The sequence below is a fragment of the Chryseobacterium vrystaatense genome, assembly GCF_000737765.1.
Taxonomy (GTDB): Bacteria; Bacteroidota; Bacteroidia; order Flavobacteriales; family Weeksellaceae; genus Chryseobacterium; species Chryseobacterium vrystaatense.
Window position 1 is genome coordinate 532,647 of record NZ_JPRI01000002.1, and the last position, 15,875, is coordinate 548,521.

Consider the following 15,875-nt stretch of genomic DNA (forward strand, 5'->3'; position numbering starts at 1 on the left):
AATGAAATATACATATACAGAAAAAAAGGATACGCGTTCAGGATTCGGAGCCGGATTAGCAGAACTTGCCGACAAAAATCCTAATGTAGTGGCACTTTGTGCAGACCTTATCGGTTCTTTGAAAATGGAAAAATTCATTGAAAAAGCACCGGAAAGATTCTTTCAGATAGGAATCGCAGAAGCCAACATGATGGGAATTGCAGCAGGTCTGAGCATTACAGGAAAAATTCCTTTTACAGGAACTTTCGCCAACTTCTCAACTTCAAGAGTGTATGACCAGATCCGTCAGTCGATCGCTTATTCAGGAAAAAATGTAAAAATCTGTGCATCTCACGCCGGTCTTACTTTAGGTGAAGACGGTGCTACTCACCAGGTTTTGGAAGATATCGGTATGATGAAAATGCTTCCGGGCATGACGGTAATCAATCCTTGTGATTACAACCAGACAAAAGCAGCTACTATTGCTATCGCTGAGCATGAAGGTCCTGTATATTTAAGATTCGGAAGACCTACAGTTCCTGTATTCATTCCGGAAGATATGCCTTTCGAGATCGGAAAAGGAATTCTTCTTCAGGAGGGTACTGATGTAACGATTGTTGCAACAGGACATCTTGTTTGGGAATCTCTTGTAGCAGCTGATGAGCTTGAAAAAGAAGGCATCTCTTGTGAGGTGATCAATATTCACACAATCAAACCTCTGGATGAAGAGATCATCCTAAAATCTGTAGAAAAAACAGGTAAGATCGTTACTGCTGAAGAGCATAACTATCTTGGTGGCCTAGGAGAGTCTGTTGCGGGAATGCTTGCAAGAAAAAGACCGACAAGACAGGAATTTGTTGCTGTGAATGATACTTTCGGAGAATCTGCAACTCCTGCTGAACTTATGAAGAAATACAAAATTGATTCGGCAGCTGTAAAAGAGGCTGTGAAGAGAATTTTAGCTTAATAAAACAGGCTGTACTATATAAACTCCGGCTGTTTCTTCGAAACAGCCGGAGTTATTTTTTTGCTCAACCGACAAATCCTGGATTTGCCGCACTAAAAGTAAGTTCCCGTTATACAATCATGTACTTTACAGAACGAAAATTATTACTGTGGTCTGTTTATAGGAACATCAAGTACATTCAGGACCGGATATAATATTTGATCCAGGAATTCACCCTCTTTTAATCTTGATGATTTTGAACCTGAAAAGTAATTACTGATTCTATAGTTTTTTACAAACTGATTTCTTTTCTTCCCGATAACATAATAATATCCTCCGGTCTCTTCATTAATAAAGTAGGTCATTTCGTCAAAACCCATGATCCGCTTGGTGAAATACAGTTTTCTGTAAATACTCTTTTCCCGCTTATCAAAAATATATTTCACAGGTACCCTGAAGATCAGATCCAGCAGAAAATACCCCATATAAACGACCCATAAAGCAGCGGCAATTATAAAAAATTTTTCTGACAATATATTTTTGAAATAAAAGATCACAGCAGCTGCAATAACGCCTGCCGCCAGCCACCACTTTAGGGTATGCAGAAAACTATAGTTCGGCATGAAGCTTATTTCACTGCCATTATCCTCGAATTTATACCGTTCTATGGTATTCATCGTAAATTTTCATTTAAGCCCATAATATCTTCAGTTTCGTTGACCATTTTTTGTACCCCTTTATGGGTAAGGGACTGCCCTATCATAAATTTCTGCTCTTTTCCATTCACCTCAAAATAAATATTCAGAAATACATTGGTGGTAATGAAGCCTAAATATTTCATCGCCAGCACTTGAAAATTAGTAAAATCCTGAAAAGAATAGGTCTTTGTAGGAACGAAAACACTCGGCTTACATGTAATCGTTTGTTGCTGCGGATCAACTACAAACTTTTTTGCAAAGAAATTCGCAATGATCAGTCCTCCAAAAGCAATGAAAAATAAACCTAATAAAGGAAAGTTATTTTTATAGGAGATTCCTGCAACAATGAACAGAAGAATAACAATAATAGAGCTAAACATCGGTTGGTTTTTGAAAATAAAAAGGTTTCCTTCTTTTTTGTAAAATTGATAGGTGTTCATGATAAATAATAATATATTTTAATGTGTAATTGATTTAAGAAGTATAACGTTCTGCAATTTCGTCATCATTGATGGTCTGCAGGGTATTCAGATCTGTTTTAAAATAGGTATCGTGAATTGAAAAATAGGCATCTTTGCGGTATCCCGTCTGTCCTGAAGCTCTTTTCCAGCATTCACAGAACCAGTCTTCGAACAGTTTGTATTTTTCTTCATTGTATTCATCCCAGAAATCATCGAAATCATCTTCATCTTCATATTTCTCCTGAAAATCCGAAGCTTCTTTCCATATCTTTTCAGGCAGCAACGCACTCCATTTATCCTCTTCACCAATTCCCTGTTTTCTTTGGGTCGGTAAAAGTACAGGATTTGTTATACTATTTCCGGATTTGTCAGTGGCCCATGCTGTGATATCAAGATAATCATACTGATATTCGAAATAAAAAGCCCTGATCTCAGCCTCAGTCCTGTCCTCAAGATCATCTGCTTTCTTATCATCGATTATTTGTACAAGATCTTTAACAAGCTGCTCTGCAGTTTCTTCAAGATGATTTTTTAACTCAATATTGAGTTGTTTAATGTTTTTCATACAGTGATTTCGGGATTCGGGCTTTAATAAAAGCCGTCAATATACAAAAATAGATGAAAATTTTACTTCCATAATTCATCGTCTGTCTACTTTTTTTTGTGTATGGGTATATGATCATCATTTTGTACAACAGCTTTAATCCGGGTTTCAATTTAATAATGCTGTTTCTAAAATTAAACGCCATATTTTGAAAATATTCCCTAACAAAATTTTGTAAAACTGTCACTATATAAATTTATTTAAACGTGTACAACCGTACAAAGAGGCCATTTAAATTCACAATAAATCTGCATATGTATTCACAAACTTGGGAAAAAATTATGTTTAGTTTTGAAAATATCAATATTGATCAATATTTTGCAGAGGTATCACATGTGCACAATATGGTACAAAAATGCAAAATAATGAAACCCATGTCAGGGTTTAAATGGCAACCGCAAATATTAATTAAAAATTATTCAATTATGAAAAAATTAAATGTTTCGCAAATGGAAAATTTGCAGGGTAATGGACCAGGAAGAAACTGTGCATTAATGGGGCTCGCGACTCTTTTCGCCGGAGCTATAGGACTTTCCGGAGGACCTGGTGGAGCTGCATCGGGTGTTATGGCTGGTGTTATGGGAGGGATCAGTATGGGATGTTTCTAGTTAAAAACTTTAAATATGGATAAAAAATGGACGAAAATTATTGTTATTGTTTTACTCGTTATTTTATCAATATCAATATTAGTTGATAGAATTTATCCTTTCCTTGACCTCTCTCTAAAACAGTGTTTCACCACAGTGATCATATGTTTATCATTTATATTAATAATACTATTTAAAAATGAAAAAAATTCCAACAAGTAAACTTGAAAACATTCAGGGAGGAAATTGTTTTCTTTCTTCATGGATGGCTGCTGCCGGTGTAATGACAATGAATCTTGCGCTTGTGCATGTTGGTTCTCTTAGCTTCTACGGTTGTGTAAGGTACTTATAAGAAGATCTTTAAAAGAGAATGAATGTAATGCAATTGAAAAACTTGCAGGTTTGCATCGTACCTCCTAAATATCAGATATTCTGTTTGACGGAGGTATGATCGCAATCAAATTAATATACTGTTACTGATAGATTTTCTGGAAAATCTGAAAAATTATTCAACGATGAAAAAATGACACAGAAGACCTGAAAGAAATTTCCAATCAGATCTCAATACTTAACGGTAAAAATTTTGAAATGTGTTCTGCGGCAAGGTCCTTTATCAGAATATTTTTATCTGAAAAATTTCCATTTCGGAATAATGGCCAGCATGCCGAAACCTGTAAAAAGGAAAAGATTGGTTACATCAGTATATAAAAAAGTTGAAAGATAGTAACTGTGCATAAAGAAATGGAGAACCAGAAGTGCCGGAAACATAAAGATCCCGATTTTTCTGTAGAAGAACATCAGGACAAGCCCAATCATCATCAGTACATCAATAGAAAAGACAACGAAAAAGTACCATCTCGGAATCTGAAGATATTCATGCTGGAGGTATTCATCCCCATCTATTCCCAACCCCATCAGTGTAAAAAGCATTAGTGCTGCAAATGCTAAAATAAATCCCCATCCTTTCTTTGGATCCTCGTCAAAGTAACTGTATTCTTCCATAGATACAAAAATAAAGAACTTATGAATAAATTCACAAGTTCTTCATTATATTTATTCGTTTAAAATTTGAATTATATAGAAATAGCGTTGATCAATCTGTTTTTGTCGCTTAAGTACTCTTCCATGGAGATCATACTTTCAGTTCTCATTACATCTTGAATGTCGTCTATCTGATAAATAATTCTTTTCGCATCTTCAGTGTTCTTAGCTCTTACTTTACAGAAAATATTATATTTTCCGGAAATAACGCTCGCTTCGATCACGTTTGGAAGTACAGATAGTTCCTTCAATACTTCTTGAGTGCGGTTTGATTTTGTCAAAAGGATTCCAATGAAAGCTGTAAAGTGATAGTCCAGCTTGCCATAATCGATATTAAGAGATGATCCCAAAATAATACCTGCATCCTCCATTTTTTTCACTCTTACGTGAATTGTTCCAGCAGAAACGTCCATCTGCTTTGCAATTTCTGTAAAAGGCATTCTTGTGTTTTCGACTAAGAAATCAAGAATTTTCTTGTCTATTTCGTCCAGTTGATAGTTCATATTAGTTAAATTACAATTTTCTTAAAAAATCCATGTATTTATTGCAAATTTATAAAAAATTATTTAACTAAAAAAATTATATCAAACATTAACAATAATTAACACGGATGATAAAAATCATTAAAATATTAGGATTATTTAGTACCTGATTTTGTAGAATCTGTTTTTATTTCACTTTTGGCTTCAGGCTGTTTTTTGTCTTTTTTCCTCTTTTTGAATAGAGAATTAAAGCTTTTACTCCACACTACTCCCCCACCATAGGCTTGATTTGCAGAACCATTAGTACTTACCATTCCGATATTAGTAGGCTTCGAATATCCTCTCAAAACAAGACTACCATCATTCTTTTTAGAAACATCATATTCAATGGAACCTTCACCTGAAAGATAATTGGTCTGGGTACCTTCGGTTTTTGTCAATGGAATACCAAGTCCTGTTTTAATATTTATTCTCGGCGAAACGGCAACACTTACCCCTGCATTCGCGCGATCACCAGTATTGGAATTCTGGTCACCTTTTACATAATTCAAGTCAATCTGGAATTCGTTGCTCATGGTATTAAGAACGGATCCCAGCTGTTTCAGAAGCATATTGTATCCTGAAGACTCTGCCACACCTGCTACATCAAAATCTACTCCGCCACTGTTGGATACATTAAATGTACTCAGCAGCAATATGGAACCAAACTGAAGCACTTTCTCTCCTTCCTGGCTCATCTTGGCAGCCAATGTTTCTTTTACCTGACTGGATACATCAAGAGCAGTAACGTTCAGGTCTATTTTTGGATTTATGAGTGACTGGCTAATGTTTGCCTGGAGCAATACGCTGATCGGCTGTAGTTTTCCCATGCTCAAATATTCTCCGGCATTCGTAACCATTCTTACATAATTGGCTGTAATATCCAGAGCAGGTTTCATCGCATCACCATCCCATCTGATACTGCTGTTCTTTTCTATCTGGAAAGTCTTGTTAAGGATCGCTTTAGAAACAAATGTTCCGTTATCTACCTTATAGGTACCGTTCATAGCAATTCCTCCCTTCCTTCCCATCTGGAATCTTAATCGGTCGGCTGTTCCTTTTACGGTAATATTTCCTACATCGTCACCTACAAGTACATTAACAGTAGTTCCTTTATCAACATCCAGACTAAAGTCGATATTCATATTGGCTCCTGTTTTTTTCTTTTCTTCCAAAGTGATCAGTCCGTCTTTTCCTTCTTTCAGGAACCTCAGCATTTTAAACTCCTCGACATTGGACGTCGAGCTGGAGTTAAATGTGAACGTACTGCCATTTAAGGCCTTCATATTTGGGGTAGAAATGCTCAATCCGGAAACAGGTCCATCCACGTACAGATCTCCCTGTCCGTATACTCTTCCCCAGAATAAGTCAAAATCCTTTTGTGCGGTATTCAGCACCATAAGATTATCTGCCCGCATTACCAGGTTGACCCCCATAGAAGAAATCGTTTCAAACTGAATTGCACCGGAGATTGTTCCTTTGGAATTCGACCTTCCGTCATGTACTTCAATATTGTTAAGAATTGCAAGCCCTTTTGAAAGCGGAATCACAGTATCATCAAATGAATAATCCACTCCTGTAAAGAGAAGCTTCAATCCAAAACCTTTCATAGCGATATCTCCACTGTAATCGAGATTACTCAGCTTACCGTTGATTTTAAGATCACCTGTTGCTTTTCCGCGTATATTTCCAAAAACAGTCTGAACAAACTGTTGGGTAAAGGCAATATCAAAATCACGCATTTCTGCTGTCAGATCAATGGTAGGTGAAGCCGTATTATTGTTCACAGTTCCTGTAAGGTGCAGGTTATTATTTCCGAGAACTCCGGCAGAAGTCACTTTTACGTCCACATCATATACATTCAGGGAGAAACCGTTTGTCGCGGAAATCGTAAGGTCACCCATTTCATTTCCGTTCATCATAATATTATCAACAGTAAGATCTACAAGTGGCTGCAGAGTGCTCTTATCCATTTTGATTTTTACGCTTCCGTTTGCCAGACCTTTAAGTTGCATTGGGTTTCCACCGGACTGCATTTCAAGAAGTTTTTCTATAGAAAACTCTTCAATGTCCGCGTCGACATAAAAATCTTTGGCTGATTTAAATTGTGCTTCCTTGATAAACAAGGCACTTTTATCTGAATACACCCTCAGATTTCTAATATCAAAATCTCCGGTATTTTTTCGGTAAGTAATCGAATGGTCCAGCTCGGGGCTGGTATCTATTGCCCAGGTAACATCATTGAATTTTACTTCGGTAGGTTCAAATTTGAAAACATAATCTCCAGCAGCATTAGTAGACTGATCTACATTAATAGCATATGCCTTGAGATTTTCATTCAGCTCGTCTTCCGGGCTTCCGTGTTTGAATGTAGTGGCCAGATGAAGTGCGGTATTGTTTTCATTCTTTCCTTTAAGTTCAAAGTCTTTAATAATATTTTTATTGTATTCCAGTTTACTGATCCTCGCATAGATCTGCTGATCAAGCTGAGCTGTATTAACTCTCACCATAACACTGTCGATCATGGCGCTGTCTCTGGAAATGGAAGTCCTGTCGTTGATTTTATATTCAGGATTGGCTGCTGCTAAAGCTTTGTCTGCATCTGTAATTTCTTCCTTCTTTGTCATGATATACTTCAATGAAGAAGCGTCCAGATTCAGAATAAGATCATTGGAGTCACCATTGTATTCCCCTTCTACCACAGCACCCTGTGGAAGCTTCAGATCCGGAAGAAAATAATTCACAACTCCTTGCTGAACATCAAAATTCATTTTAAAATTCTGACCTCTGTATAGTTTTCTAGGTGGAGGTCCTACCAGTATTCTTCCAATACCGTTCTCCATCATACCCACAAGATCTGCAAGATTGTATTTCCCTGATATTTTCCCACTGGCGGCTCCCGGCGCATCAACATCTATTACACGTCCGCCTGCTTCGACAAACGTTTTCAGCTTTGCATTAGGAATCAGATATTTCTGAGTTGCCGTAGCAAAATTAATATTATTAGCATCTACATCTAAAGTAAGGTCATTGATAGAAGTCATTGACATTTTACCTTCTACCTGCCCACTTACAATCTGGCTTCCAGGTTTATTGGTAAAATAATTCATATTCAGATGGCTGACATCTGCATTCACATTCATGGCAATTTTTGACGTACTGAAATCAATAAGTCCTTTAATTGTCGCTTTAGCCTGCTCATCATTCACGGTGATGAGTCCGTTATATTTTTTATGGTCTAATAATCCGTCCAGATACAGGTTACTGATCTGCTTATCCATGATTTCGATGCTTGTGATCTGTGACTTTGTTGTCAGACGCATGGTATTGACGTCAAAACTCTGCCCGTTAAGATCAAATTTACCGGTAATCAAACCAACTGTTTTGCTTTTTGTGATTACAGAAGTATTCAGATCTTTTACTTCCAGATATCCAGAATATTTAGGCATTGCCGTACTATATCCGGTAAGAGAAAGTTTGGTGATTTTAGCCTGTCCTATCCCTGTCATCAGATTTCCGCTTGGCACATAGATCTGCTCAGGGTTTACTTTTGCGGCTCCATTATATTTCAGTTTTCCGAAGTCATCTGCAAAGTTCTTCATCTTTTTAGAAATAAATGAAGGCATCATCGCTTTGAGATCTTTATAGGTAAAATCTGTAGAAAGATCATTCGTTTCAATAGAGAAATTACCTTTCAACAGTCGATCCACTTTCATTGTTTTAGTGGCAATATTGACATCAGGATTTCTTATCAGGAAGTTTTCCAGGTGAAATTTATTCAAAGGGCCGGTCATTTTTCCTGCCAGATTGAATGGTTTAAAATTATCCCAGTTCGTCACAAAATAGCTGATATCATATCCGCTCAACTGGCTTCCCTGTTTGATTTCCATATCCCAACGTACACGGTCTGCAAAATCTGACCATGATCCGTCATGAAGATTAAATTTGATATTCCCCTGAAGCAAAGAATGGTCTGTATTCAGCGTAAGATCTTTTAATGAAAGAAATTCATGCGTCAAAGAAAGTTCGGTAGAGAATGTATCTACAAAATGAGATTTCCCCCATCTCGAAGTGACGAAGGACATATTATTAATGAGCGCTGAAATATTTGGCCCGTTAACCTTTACATTAGGTGCTTTTAAATTAAAATTTGTTGCGGTAAGCCATTTTCCAGGTTCTCCCGGCGAGTTTTGGCTGATGATAGAAACTTTAGAATCGATGATCTGTACCCTGGAATCCAGTTGGAATGGAGGTTTTTTAGGATCTCTTTTTTTGCCGCTATCGAAGAGCTGTGTAAATCTTATAAAATTGGAAATGCTGTCGCCTTTATACGTAATGACCTTTACATCTGCATTAACAAGAGTCAGGGAATTAAAACTTAATGAATTGCTGTTCCCGGAAATCGCATTGAAGGCCAAGGACATCCAGTCGGAGTTTGCCCTAAATTCTCTGGCTTTGATAAATTCAAGGCCTTTATAATCCTTGATTTTTAATCCTTTTATAATGACATCTCCAAAATAGTCTACCTCTACACTCTCTGTAGACATTCCGGCTTTAAAATCTTTGTTGACGATTTGAAGTGCCTGATCTGCTGCCCACTGTTTAGTAGCCGGAAGATTAATAGCAGTAAGTATTCCTCCAACAAGGATAACACCAAACCAGAACAGGATGAGAAGAAGCTTTGCCCACCAGGAATAGCTGGTTACATCCTTTACAGCCTGCTTCCCAAATTCCTCAGCAGTTTCCATAGGATGATTAATAGCATCCGATGCCAGTTCAGAAGCTTCCTTAACGGTCTCCTTCACAGCACCTTCTACATTATCCACAGTCTTCTGCACCTGATCGCTCAGGTTCTCAGCTACTGATTTTTTATTCTCATTCTCGTTATTATTCTCTAACTTTGCCATTATTATGAGCGACTCTATAATTTTAGGTATTGAATCGTCCTGCGACGACACCTCAGCAGCTATCATCAAGGGGAACTGTATTCTGTCAAACATTGCTGCGAATCAGGCCATCCATAAAGAATATGGAGGTGTGGTCCCTGAACTGGCATCACGAGCGCATCAGCAAAATATAATCCCCGTTGTTGAAAAATCTTTTACTAAAGCAAATATACAACAAAATGCTATTTCTGCTATAGGATTTACACGCGGTCCCGGACTTTTAGGATCACTGCTTGTAGGAACGTCATTTGCTAAGTCTTTGGCAATGAGCTTAAATGTTCCTTTAATTGAAGTAAACCACCTCCAGGCTCACATTTTAGCCCATTTCATTGACGATGCAAATCCTATGCCGCCCCAATTCCCCTTTCTGTGCCTTACGGTAAGCGGAGGACACACGATGATTGTGCTGGTTAAGGATTATTTTGATATGGAAATCATTGGAAAAACGATTGACGATGCCGCAGGAGAGGCTTTTGACAAAATTGGTAAAATTTTCGACCTCGACTACCCTGCCGGACCTATTATAGACCGACTGGCGAAAGAAGGAAATCCTGACGCTTTTACATTCAACAAACCAAGAATGGAAAATTATGATTATTCGTTCAGTGGTATCAAAACTTCTGTTCTTTATTATATTCAGAAAGAGGTTAGAAAAAATCCTGATTTTGTTAAAGAAAATCTGAATGATCTTTGCGCTTCTGTTCAAAGAACGATCATAGAGATTCTGATGGCTAAACTTGAAAAAGCAGCAAAAGAATTAAATATTAAAGAAGTGGCGATCGCTGGTGGAGTTTCTGCCAATTCTGCTTTGAGAAAAGCAATGCAGGATAATCATGAAAAATTAGGTTGGAATATTTACATTCCAAAATTCGAATATACTACCGATAATGCGGCAATGATCGCAATGGTTGCTCAGCTGAAATATGAGCGAGGAGAATTTACGGATATGAAAACTTCCGCAACAGCAAAATATGATTTATGAAAATACTTTTAGAAGAAAAAGTACTGGGAACACATTCTAAAAAGAACTCAAAGTATTACTGGGTTTTAGAAACCATTATAGGAAAAAATGAAGTGACAGAAAAATCTGAAGACGAAGATTATTTGATGATCAGTTCAGAAATCGGATATGTTCAAAATATAAAGGAAGAGATCGTAGAGAAAATCAATTCAGAAAATGTATTTAGTTTTACTTACGAACCGAAAGAAGGAGATTATTTATCCATCAAAAATAATTTAAGAAAAAACGAATATCTGAATTTAATTTTTATGAATAATAAGTGGATTGAAGAAATTTACGCATGTTCATACAGAGACTGTGAAGGTGATATCTATACGACGATAAAAACCGGTGTAGCATTTTTAAGCGATAATGAAATTTCCTTTTAATCATCACTTATCAATACCATTCAGGCGCATTCTAAATATCAATATATGAAACTTTTTTTTGGCGAAATCAATAACGGAACAGCAATAATTAATGACGAAGAACAGCAGCATATTGTAAAAGTTCTCCGAATGAAAAATGGTGAAGACATCCATATCACAGATGGTAAAGGAAATGTTGCTTCGGGAAAATTAGTTATTGAAGGCAAAAAGGCCGGACTGGAAGTTTCCGAAATTAAAATGGATAGTCCAGATTTCAATCCTCATCTTCACATTGCCATTGCGCCGACGAAAAACATTGACAGAATCGAGTTCTTTGTGGAAAAAGCTGTAGAAATGGGTATTTCAGAAATCAGTATTATTATCACAGAGAAGACAGAACGTAAAAATATCAATATTGACAAGATCAGAAAACAGGCTGTTGCTGCATCCAAGCAAAGCTTAAGATTTCACTTTCCGGTTGTTAACGATGCGGTAAAGCTTACAGATTTCCTGAAGAATATTGATCCGGAACATACGTTTGTGGCACACTGTCATGAAAACCTTGAAAGAATTGACCTTAACCATATTCCCTCTTTAGAACAGATCACGTTCCTGATTGGTCCTGAAGGGGATTTTTCTGAAAAGGAAATCCAGTTTCTATCTGACAGTAATGTAAAAGCTGTTTCACTGGGAAATCAAAGGCTGAGAACTGAAACAGCGGGGGTTTTTGTGGCGGCGTGGAATTATTTTAATATGATGAAGAATTAGAAGTCAGAAGATTAAAGACAGACCTGTCATTCAACAATGATTTTTCCATTCTTTCGGTATATATTGGTTTCCTCTCCTTCCTCTTCGATATGAGCGCTCATAAGTAAAAGTTTACCTTTTTGCCATTGATACACTTTACTGTAGGTATTGACCGGACCAATATGATAATTTGATGTAATTTCTTTTCTCTGGCGATTAATCTCTATATTCTGAATGGTATCCAAAGGCTTATAATGTGCATACTTTTTGCTTTTTTTATCATACAGCCAAAAGCTTGATGAGTAAGCATAATTTCCAGCCCAGTTAATGAGTTCTATATCTTTATATCCATCGAAATTGGCATCCTGACTTACATCAAAAACCACTTCCCTTTCGTTCAAAACAAACACTGTATCTACAGTGATTTTCTGATGAAGCCTGTTTTTATAGAATATGCTGACCGATTTAAAGCTGATTGCTCCATTAGGGCTTTCCAATCCTTTAAGCGTATATACATATCCGTTCCCTTTCAGAGATTTGGAGAAAGGAACTGATACGGTATCTTCTGTGTTCTCTCTATGTAGAGACTGGAGGTTCTGTACAAGACTGTCTTCATTTTTATGAATAGCTTTTTGATCCACTGCTTTTTTACTGCAGCTGGCCAAAACTACTAAAATAAAGACTGATACCCTGCTCATATTTCAAGGTTATGATCTCTGAGGTATTTTTCGAAGACCTGTTTTCCGCTTCGCATCGAATTCACGGCCCAGCGGATCTTCATTTTCATCCTTTTTTCTTCGCTTAGTTTATAATCGATGTCCGATTTTATCAGTTTCTGTTTCAATTCATACATACAGATTCCTGCGGCTACGGAAACATTGTAACTTCTTGTTAAGCCGTACATCGGGATAGCCAGAGTTTCGTCTGCAAAATCTATGACTTCTTCCGATACGCCTTCCATCTCGGTTCCAAATACGAGAGCAATAGGTTCTGTAATCTGATAATCAGGAAGCATCACCGCATTTTTTTCAAGGGATACCGCCAAAATCTTATACCCTCTGTTTTTGATACTCTGCAGTGAAGCTATATTTTTAGGCATTTTCTCCACTTCTACCCATGTTTCGGCACCTTTTGTCACGGTAAGATTGGGATCGAAAACATTCTCCTCTTCCATTGCTGCAACTTTATGAAAAGCGCAGGCCTCAACCGATCTTATAATAGCGGCTGCATTTCTGAACTGGTAGACATCATCCATCACAGGAAGTACAAAATCTGAACTTTCCTTAGAGAAATGTTCTATTTTTGATAGCCTTTCCTCTGTTAAAAACTGTTTTAAATATTCAAAAGTTTGCGCTAAATCTTTCATCTGATACTATATATTTTTCAGCATTCCTATGCAACGTTCATTGTGATGGTCTTATTCTCATAAAATTTCACCATAAACGTTTCATTCGTTTTCAAATCTTTGCAAATTAACGTAATTTTGGGCTATGAACCTGAACGAGGCTCAATTTCTTACTAAAAAGTAATTCATGAAACGAAAAGTCCTGCTCATCTATACCGGAGGAACCATCGGTATGGAAAAAGATTATGAAACCGGAAGTCTCCGTGCATTTGATTTTGGAAATATTTTCGAAAAAATGCCCGAAATGAAATTAATGGAATGCGAAGTTTTTGTACATCCTTTTGCAAAACCATTGGACTCTTCGGATATGGGACCTGAAGAATGGAAAGTAATCGCCAACTATATTCTTAAAAATTATGAGTTGTATGACGGCTTCCTGATTCTCCACGGAACCGATACAATGTCTTATACAGCTTCTGCTTTAAGTTTCATGCTAAAAGGATTAAGAAAACCTGTGATTATGACAGGCTCACAGCTTCCCATTGGTGATTTGAGAACGGATGCCAAAGAAAATCTTTTGACGAGTCTTTACTATGCCAGTCTTTATGAAAATGATGAAGCGGTTATTCAGGAGGTAGCGGTTTATTTTGAATATAAATTATTGAGAGGAAACAGAACCCTGAAATATTCTGCAGAGTATTTTGACGCCTATTCAAGCCCGAACTACCCTATTCTGGGACAGTCGGGAGTGCATTTAAATATTGTTAAAGACAATCTGTACCGCTGTGATCCGGAAGTAAAATTCCATGTGGATGAACATATTTCTGAAGATATTTTATTCTGGAGAATTTTTCCGGGAATGCATCTGAGTCATTTTAAAGAAATCCCTAAAATGAAGGTTCTTATTCTTCAGGTTTTTGGATCAGGGACTATTTTCAGCAGCGAAAAAACACAGGAAACACTTCAGGAAATAAGAAACAACGGAACTGAAATCGTTGTGGTAAGTCAATGTATATCAGGAGGAATATCATTTGGAAAATATGAGAACAGCAATATATTTTCAAGGATCGGGGCCATCAGCGGAAGGGATATGACAGCAGAAAGCGCCATTACCAAAGCAATGCACCTCATAGACAATCCCAGCTATTCAGGAACTTTTGCCGATAACTTCACCAGAAGTCTTTGTGGAGAAATTACTGACTAATTTTGAATAATAATTTGCAGATTCCAGAAATTACTCTATTTTTGCAATCTCAAATAGAGAGGTGTCCGAGTGGTTGAAGGAGCTACCCTGGAAAGGTAGTATACGGGTAACTGTATCGAGGGTTCGAATCCCTTCCTCTCTGCAAGAAGATAAAAGTCTTAAACTTAATTGTTTAAGACTTTTTTGCTTTTACTCTTTTCCCTATTTTTTTAACCTAAAACTTTTCTAAGGTATTTCTTCCAGCCTTCATTCAAATTGGGATTCAATAATATTAGAACAATCAGAAATTGATTACAAAATAAAATCCATTTCTTTTTTAATTTCTCTTACAGTCTGGAGATGACTGACAGTCTTTTCTGTTCCTAAAATATTCCTAAATCTCGTGCTTAATTTGTCCTGTTTATCAACAGTATTAAAATCATTTACATAATTATTTAATGAATAAAGGATTTACATTAGCTATGACAAATTATCATTTTATTGTATCGCTTATCGTTCACGCAAACCTTATTACCAAGCAGATACTCACTATACTACTGAAGAGATTTTACATGATGTTTAGGATTGAAAAAATTATTACCGGGATATTTTTACTTGTTTTTATGTGTGGTTCTGTAAAAGCACAGATCAGCCCACCGGGTCTTGGAGATGCTAATACAGCTCTTTGGTCAGCATTCGGAGTTAAACGGCAGCTGGACTCACTGGGAAAGAAGCAGTCACTGAGCTATATTGCTCTGGGACGGAAGAGCAGCCCTGATCATTATAATTTAATTTCGAAACAGGCTATCATCGTCCTGAATCATGAGGTGTATCATTCTTTTGCTCCTAATCAGCAATACAGTTATGCGGTCAGTTACAGAAGGCAGCCATCATATGAAAGTTCTGCACCTTATGAAAAAGAATCGACAGAACAGGAATTCAGGATCTATGGAAGATATGCATATACTTTTAAACTGGGGGAAAACTGGAAACTGAAAAATACAGTCCGTCAGGAATTCCGCAAGTTTTTTACGGCTGATTTTCATAATGCTGAGGAAAATTTCCAGCTGAGAACAAGAATCAAAAGTCAGTTAACCTATAATTTATCTAAAAAAAACAATCAGAAGCTGGCATTAAGTGCGGAAGGTCTGTTTTCAACAAGCTACCTTAATGAACCGGAGCAGAAATGGACGCCTTTTGGATACAGGGAAATGCGTATTGCGGTTTATTATATGTTCAATATTCCTCATTCTCCTTTTACCATGGATATTGGATATATGGATGACCTGATCCGGGGCAGCACGAGCATAAAGAAAGGAGGGGTCCACTACTTAGCTGTAGATTTGATCTGGAATCTGCCGTTTAAAAAATAAATGAAGGCAGTGAATAGTGAATAGTGAATAGTGAATAGTGAATAGGTAAAATTAAACAAAATCCCAGCAGAAATGC

Annotated in this window: 16 protein-coding genes and 1 tRNA gene; 9 read left to right on the forward strand and 8 right to left on the reverse strand. The window is 37.0% G+C overall.

Translation table 11 applies throughout. The features are described from left to right. Nucleotide 1 precedes the first annotated feature (1 nt). Entirely contained in the window at nt 2-946 is a 945-nt protein-coding gene (locus IW16_RS07995; RefSeq protein WP_034741932.1) for a transketolase family protein, read from the forward strand. A 143-nt stretch (nt 947-1,089) separates the two neighbouring features. On the opposite strand, the gene IW16_RS08000 is transcribed toward IW16_RS07995, so the two are convergent. From IW16_RS08000 to IW16_RS08010, 3 genes are read right to left on the reverse strand one after another with little or no spacing between them, the layout of a single operon-like run. Beyond that, nucleotides 1,090-1,602, reverse strand: coding sequence for a hypothetical protein (locus IW16_RS08000; RefSeq protein WP_228376918.1), 513 nt, complete (start codon nt 1,600-1,602; stop codon nt 1,090-1,092). Beyond that, a complete protein-coding gene (locus IW16_RS08005; RefSeq protein ID WP_034741935.1) occupies nt 1,599-2,063 on the reverse strand; it encodes a hypothetical protein in 465 nt (154 codons plus the stop codon). Before IW16_RS08005 ends, IW16_RS08000 begins: the two co-directional genes overlap by 4 nt. A 34-nt stretch (nt 2,064-2,097) precedes the next feature. Next, a complete protein-coding gene (locus IW16_RS08010) occupies nt 2,098-2,649 on the reverse strand; it encodes a hypothetical protein (protein WP_034741937.1) in 552 nt (183 codons plus the stop codon). Between the two features lie 464 nt (nt 2,650-3,113). Here IW16_RS08010 and IW16_RS26440 point away from each other — a divergent pair, with 464 nt between their 5' ends. After that, entirely contained in the window at nt 3,114-3,296 is a 183-nt protein-coding gene (locus IW16_RS26440) for a hypothetical protein (RefSeq protein WP_131327860.1), read from the forward strand. A gap of 178 nt (nt 3,297-3,474) precedes the next feature. Beyond that, nucleotides 3,475-3,627, forward strand: coding sequence for a hypothetical protein (locus IW16_RS26580; protein ID WP_165571971.1), 153 nt, complete (start codon nt 3,475-3,477; stop codon nt 3,625-3,627). Nucleotides 3,628-3,899: 272 nt separating this feature from the next. Here IW16_RS26580 and IW16_RS08025 read toward each other — a convergent pair whose 3' ends face one another. The 3 genes from IW16_RS08025 to IW16_RS26585 all read right to left on the reverse strand — a co-directional run bounded on the left by IW16_RS08025 (nt 3,900) and on the right by IW16_RS26585 (nt 9,744). Then, complete coding sequence (locus IW16_RS08025) at nt 3,900-4,277, reverse strand: hypothetical protein (protein ID WP_034741945.1); 378 nt, start codon at nt 4,275-4,277, stop codon at nt 3,900-3,902. A 71-nt stretch (nt 4,278-4,348) separates the two neighbouring features. Continuing rightward, nucleotides 4,349-4,819 (reverse strand): Lrp/AsnC family transcriptional regulator, encoded by a 471-nt coding sequence (locus IW16_RS08030; RefSeq protein ID WP_034703315.1) that lies wholly within the window; start codon nt 4,817-4,819, stop codon nt 4,349-4,351. Nucleotides 4,820-4,953: 134 nt separating this feature from the next. Beyond that, nucleotides 4,954-9,744 carry a translocation/assembly module TamB domain-containing protein gene (locus IW16_RS26585; protein WP_034741949.1) on the reverse strand — a complete coding sequence of 1,597 codons (4,791 nt, stop codon included), beginning with the start codon at nt 9,742-9,744 and terminating at the stop codon, nt 4,954-4,956. A gap of 4 nt (nt 9,745-9,748) precedes the next feature. On the opposite strand from IW16_RS26585, the gene tsaD reads away from it, so the two are divergent. From tsaD to IW16_RS08050, 3 genes are read left to right on the forward strand one after another with little or no spacing between them, the layout of a single operon-like run. Then, nucleotides 9,749-10,765 (forward strand): tRNA (adenosine(37)-N6)-threonylcarbamoyltransferase complex transferase subunit TsaD, encoded by a 1,017-nt coding sequence (gene tsaD, locus IW16_RS08040; RefSeq protein ID WP_034741952.1) that lies wholly within the window; start codon nt 9,749-9,751, stop codon nt 10,763-10,765. Further along, entirely contained in the window at nt 10,762-11,172 is a 411-nt protein-coding gene (locus IW16_RS08045; RefSeq protein ID WP_034741956.1) for a hypothetical protein, read from the forward strand. The genes tsaD and IW16_RS08045 overlap by 4 nt, the downstream gene beginning before the upstream one ends. Before the next feature lie 45 nt (nt 11,173-11,217). After that, nucleotides 11,218-11,919 (forward strand): RsmE family RNA methyltransferase, encoded by a 702-nt coding sequence (locus tag IW16_RS08050; protein ID WP_034741959.1) that lies wholly within the window; start codon nt 11,218-11,220, stop codon nt 11,917-11,919. 26 nt (nt 11,920-11,945) lie between these two features. Here the strand turns inward: IW16_RS08050 and IW16_RS08055 are convergent, their stop codons facing one another. Continuing rightward, nucleotides 11,946-12,596: an XAC2610-related protein gene (locus IW16_RS08055; RefSeq protein WP_034741962.1), complete on the reverse strand. Its 651-nt coding sequence runs from the start codon at nt 12,594-12,596 to the stop codon at nt 11,946-11,948. Then, complete coding sequence (locus IW16_RS08060; RefSeq protein WP_034741965.1) at nt 12,593-13,264, reverse strand: TrmH family RNA methyltransferase; 672 nt, start codon at nt 13,262-13,264, stop codon at nt 12,593-12,595. The genes IW16_RS08055 and IW16_RS08060 overlap by 4 nt, the downstream gene beginning before the upstream one ends. A gap of 166 nt (nt 13,265-13,430) precedes the next feature. On the opposite strand from IW16_RS08060, the gene IW16_RS08065 reads away from it, so the two are divergent. From IW16_RS08065 to IW16_RS08075, 3 genes are all read left to right on the forward strand, one after another. Beyond that, nucleotides 13,431-14,447, forward strand: coding sequence for an asparaginase (locus IW16_RS08065; RefSeq protein WP_034741968.1), 1,017 nt, complete (start codon nt 13,431-13,433; stop codon nt 14,445-14,447). A 55-nt stretch (nt 14,448-14,502) separates the two neighbouring features. Continuing rightward, nucleotides 14,503-14,589, forward strand: a tRNA-Ser gene (locus IW16_RS08070). Between the two features lie 295 nt (nt 14,590-14,884). Further along, a complete protein-coding gene (locus tag IW16_RS08075; RefSeq protein ID WP_084694512.1) occupies nt 14,885-15,799 on the forward strand; it encodes a DUF2490 domain-containing protein in 915 nt (304 codons plus the stop codon). The last annotated feature ends 76 nt before the right edge of the window (nt 15,800-15,875 follow it).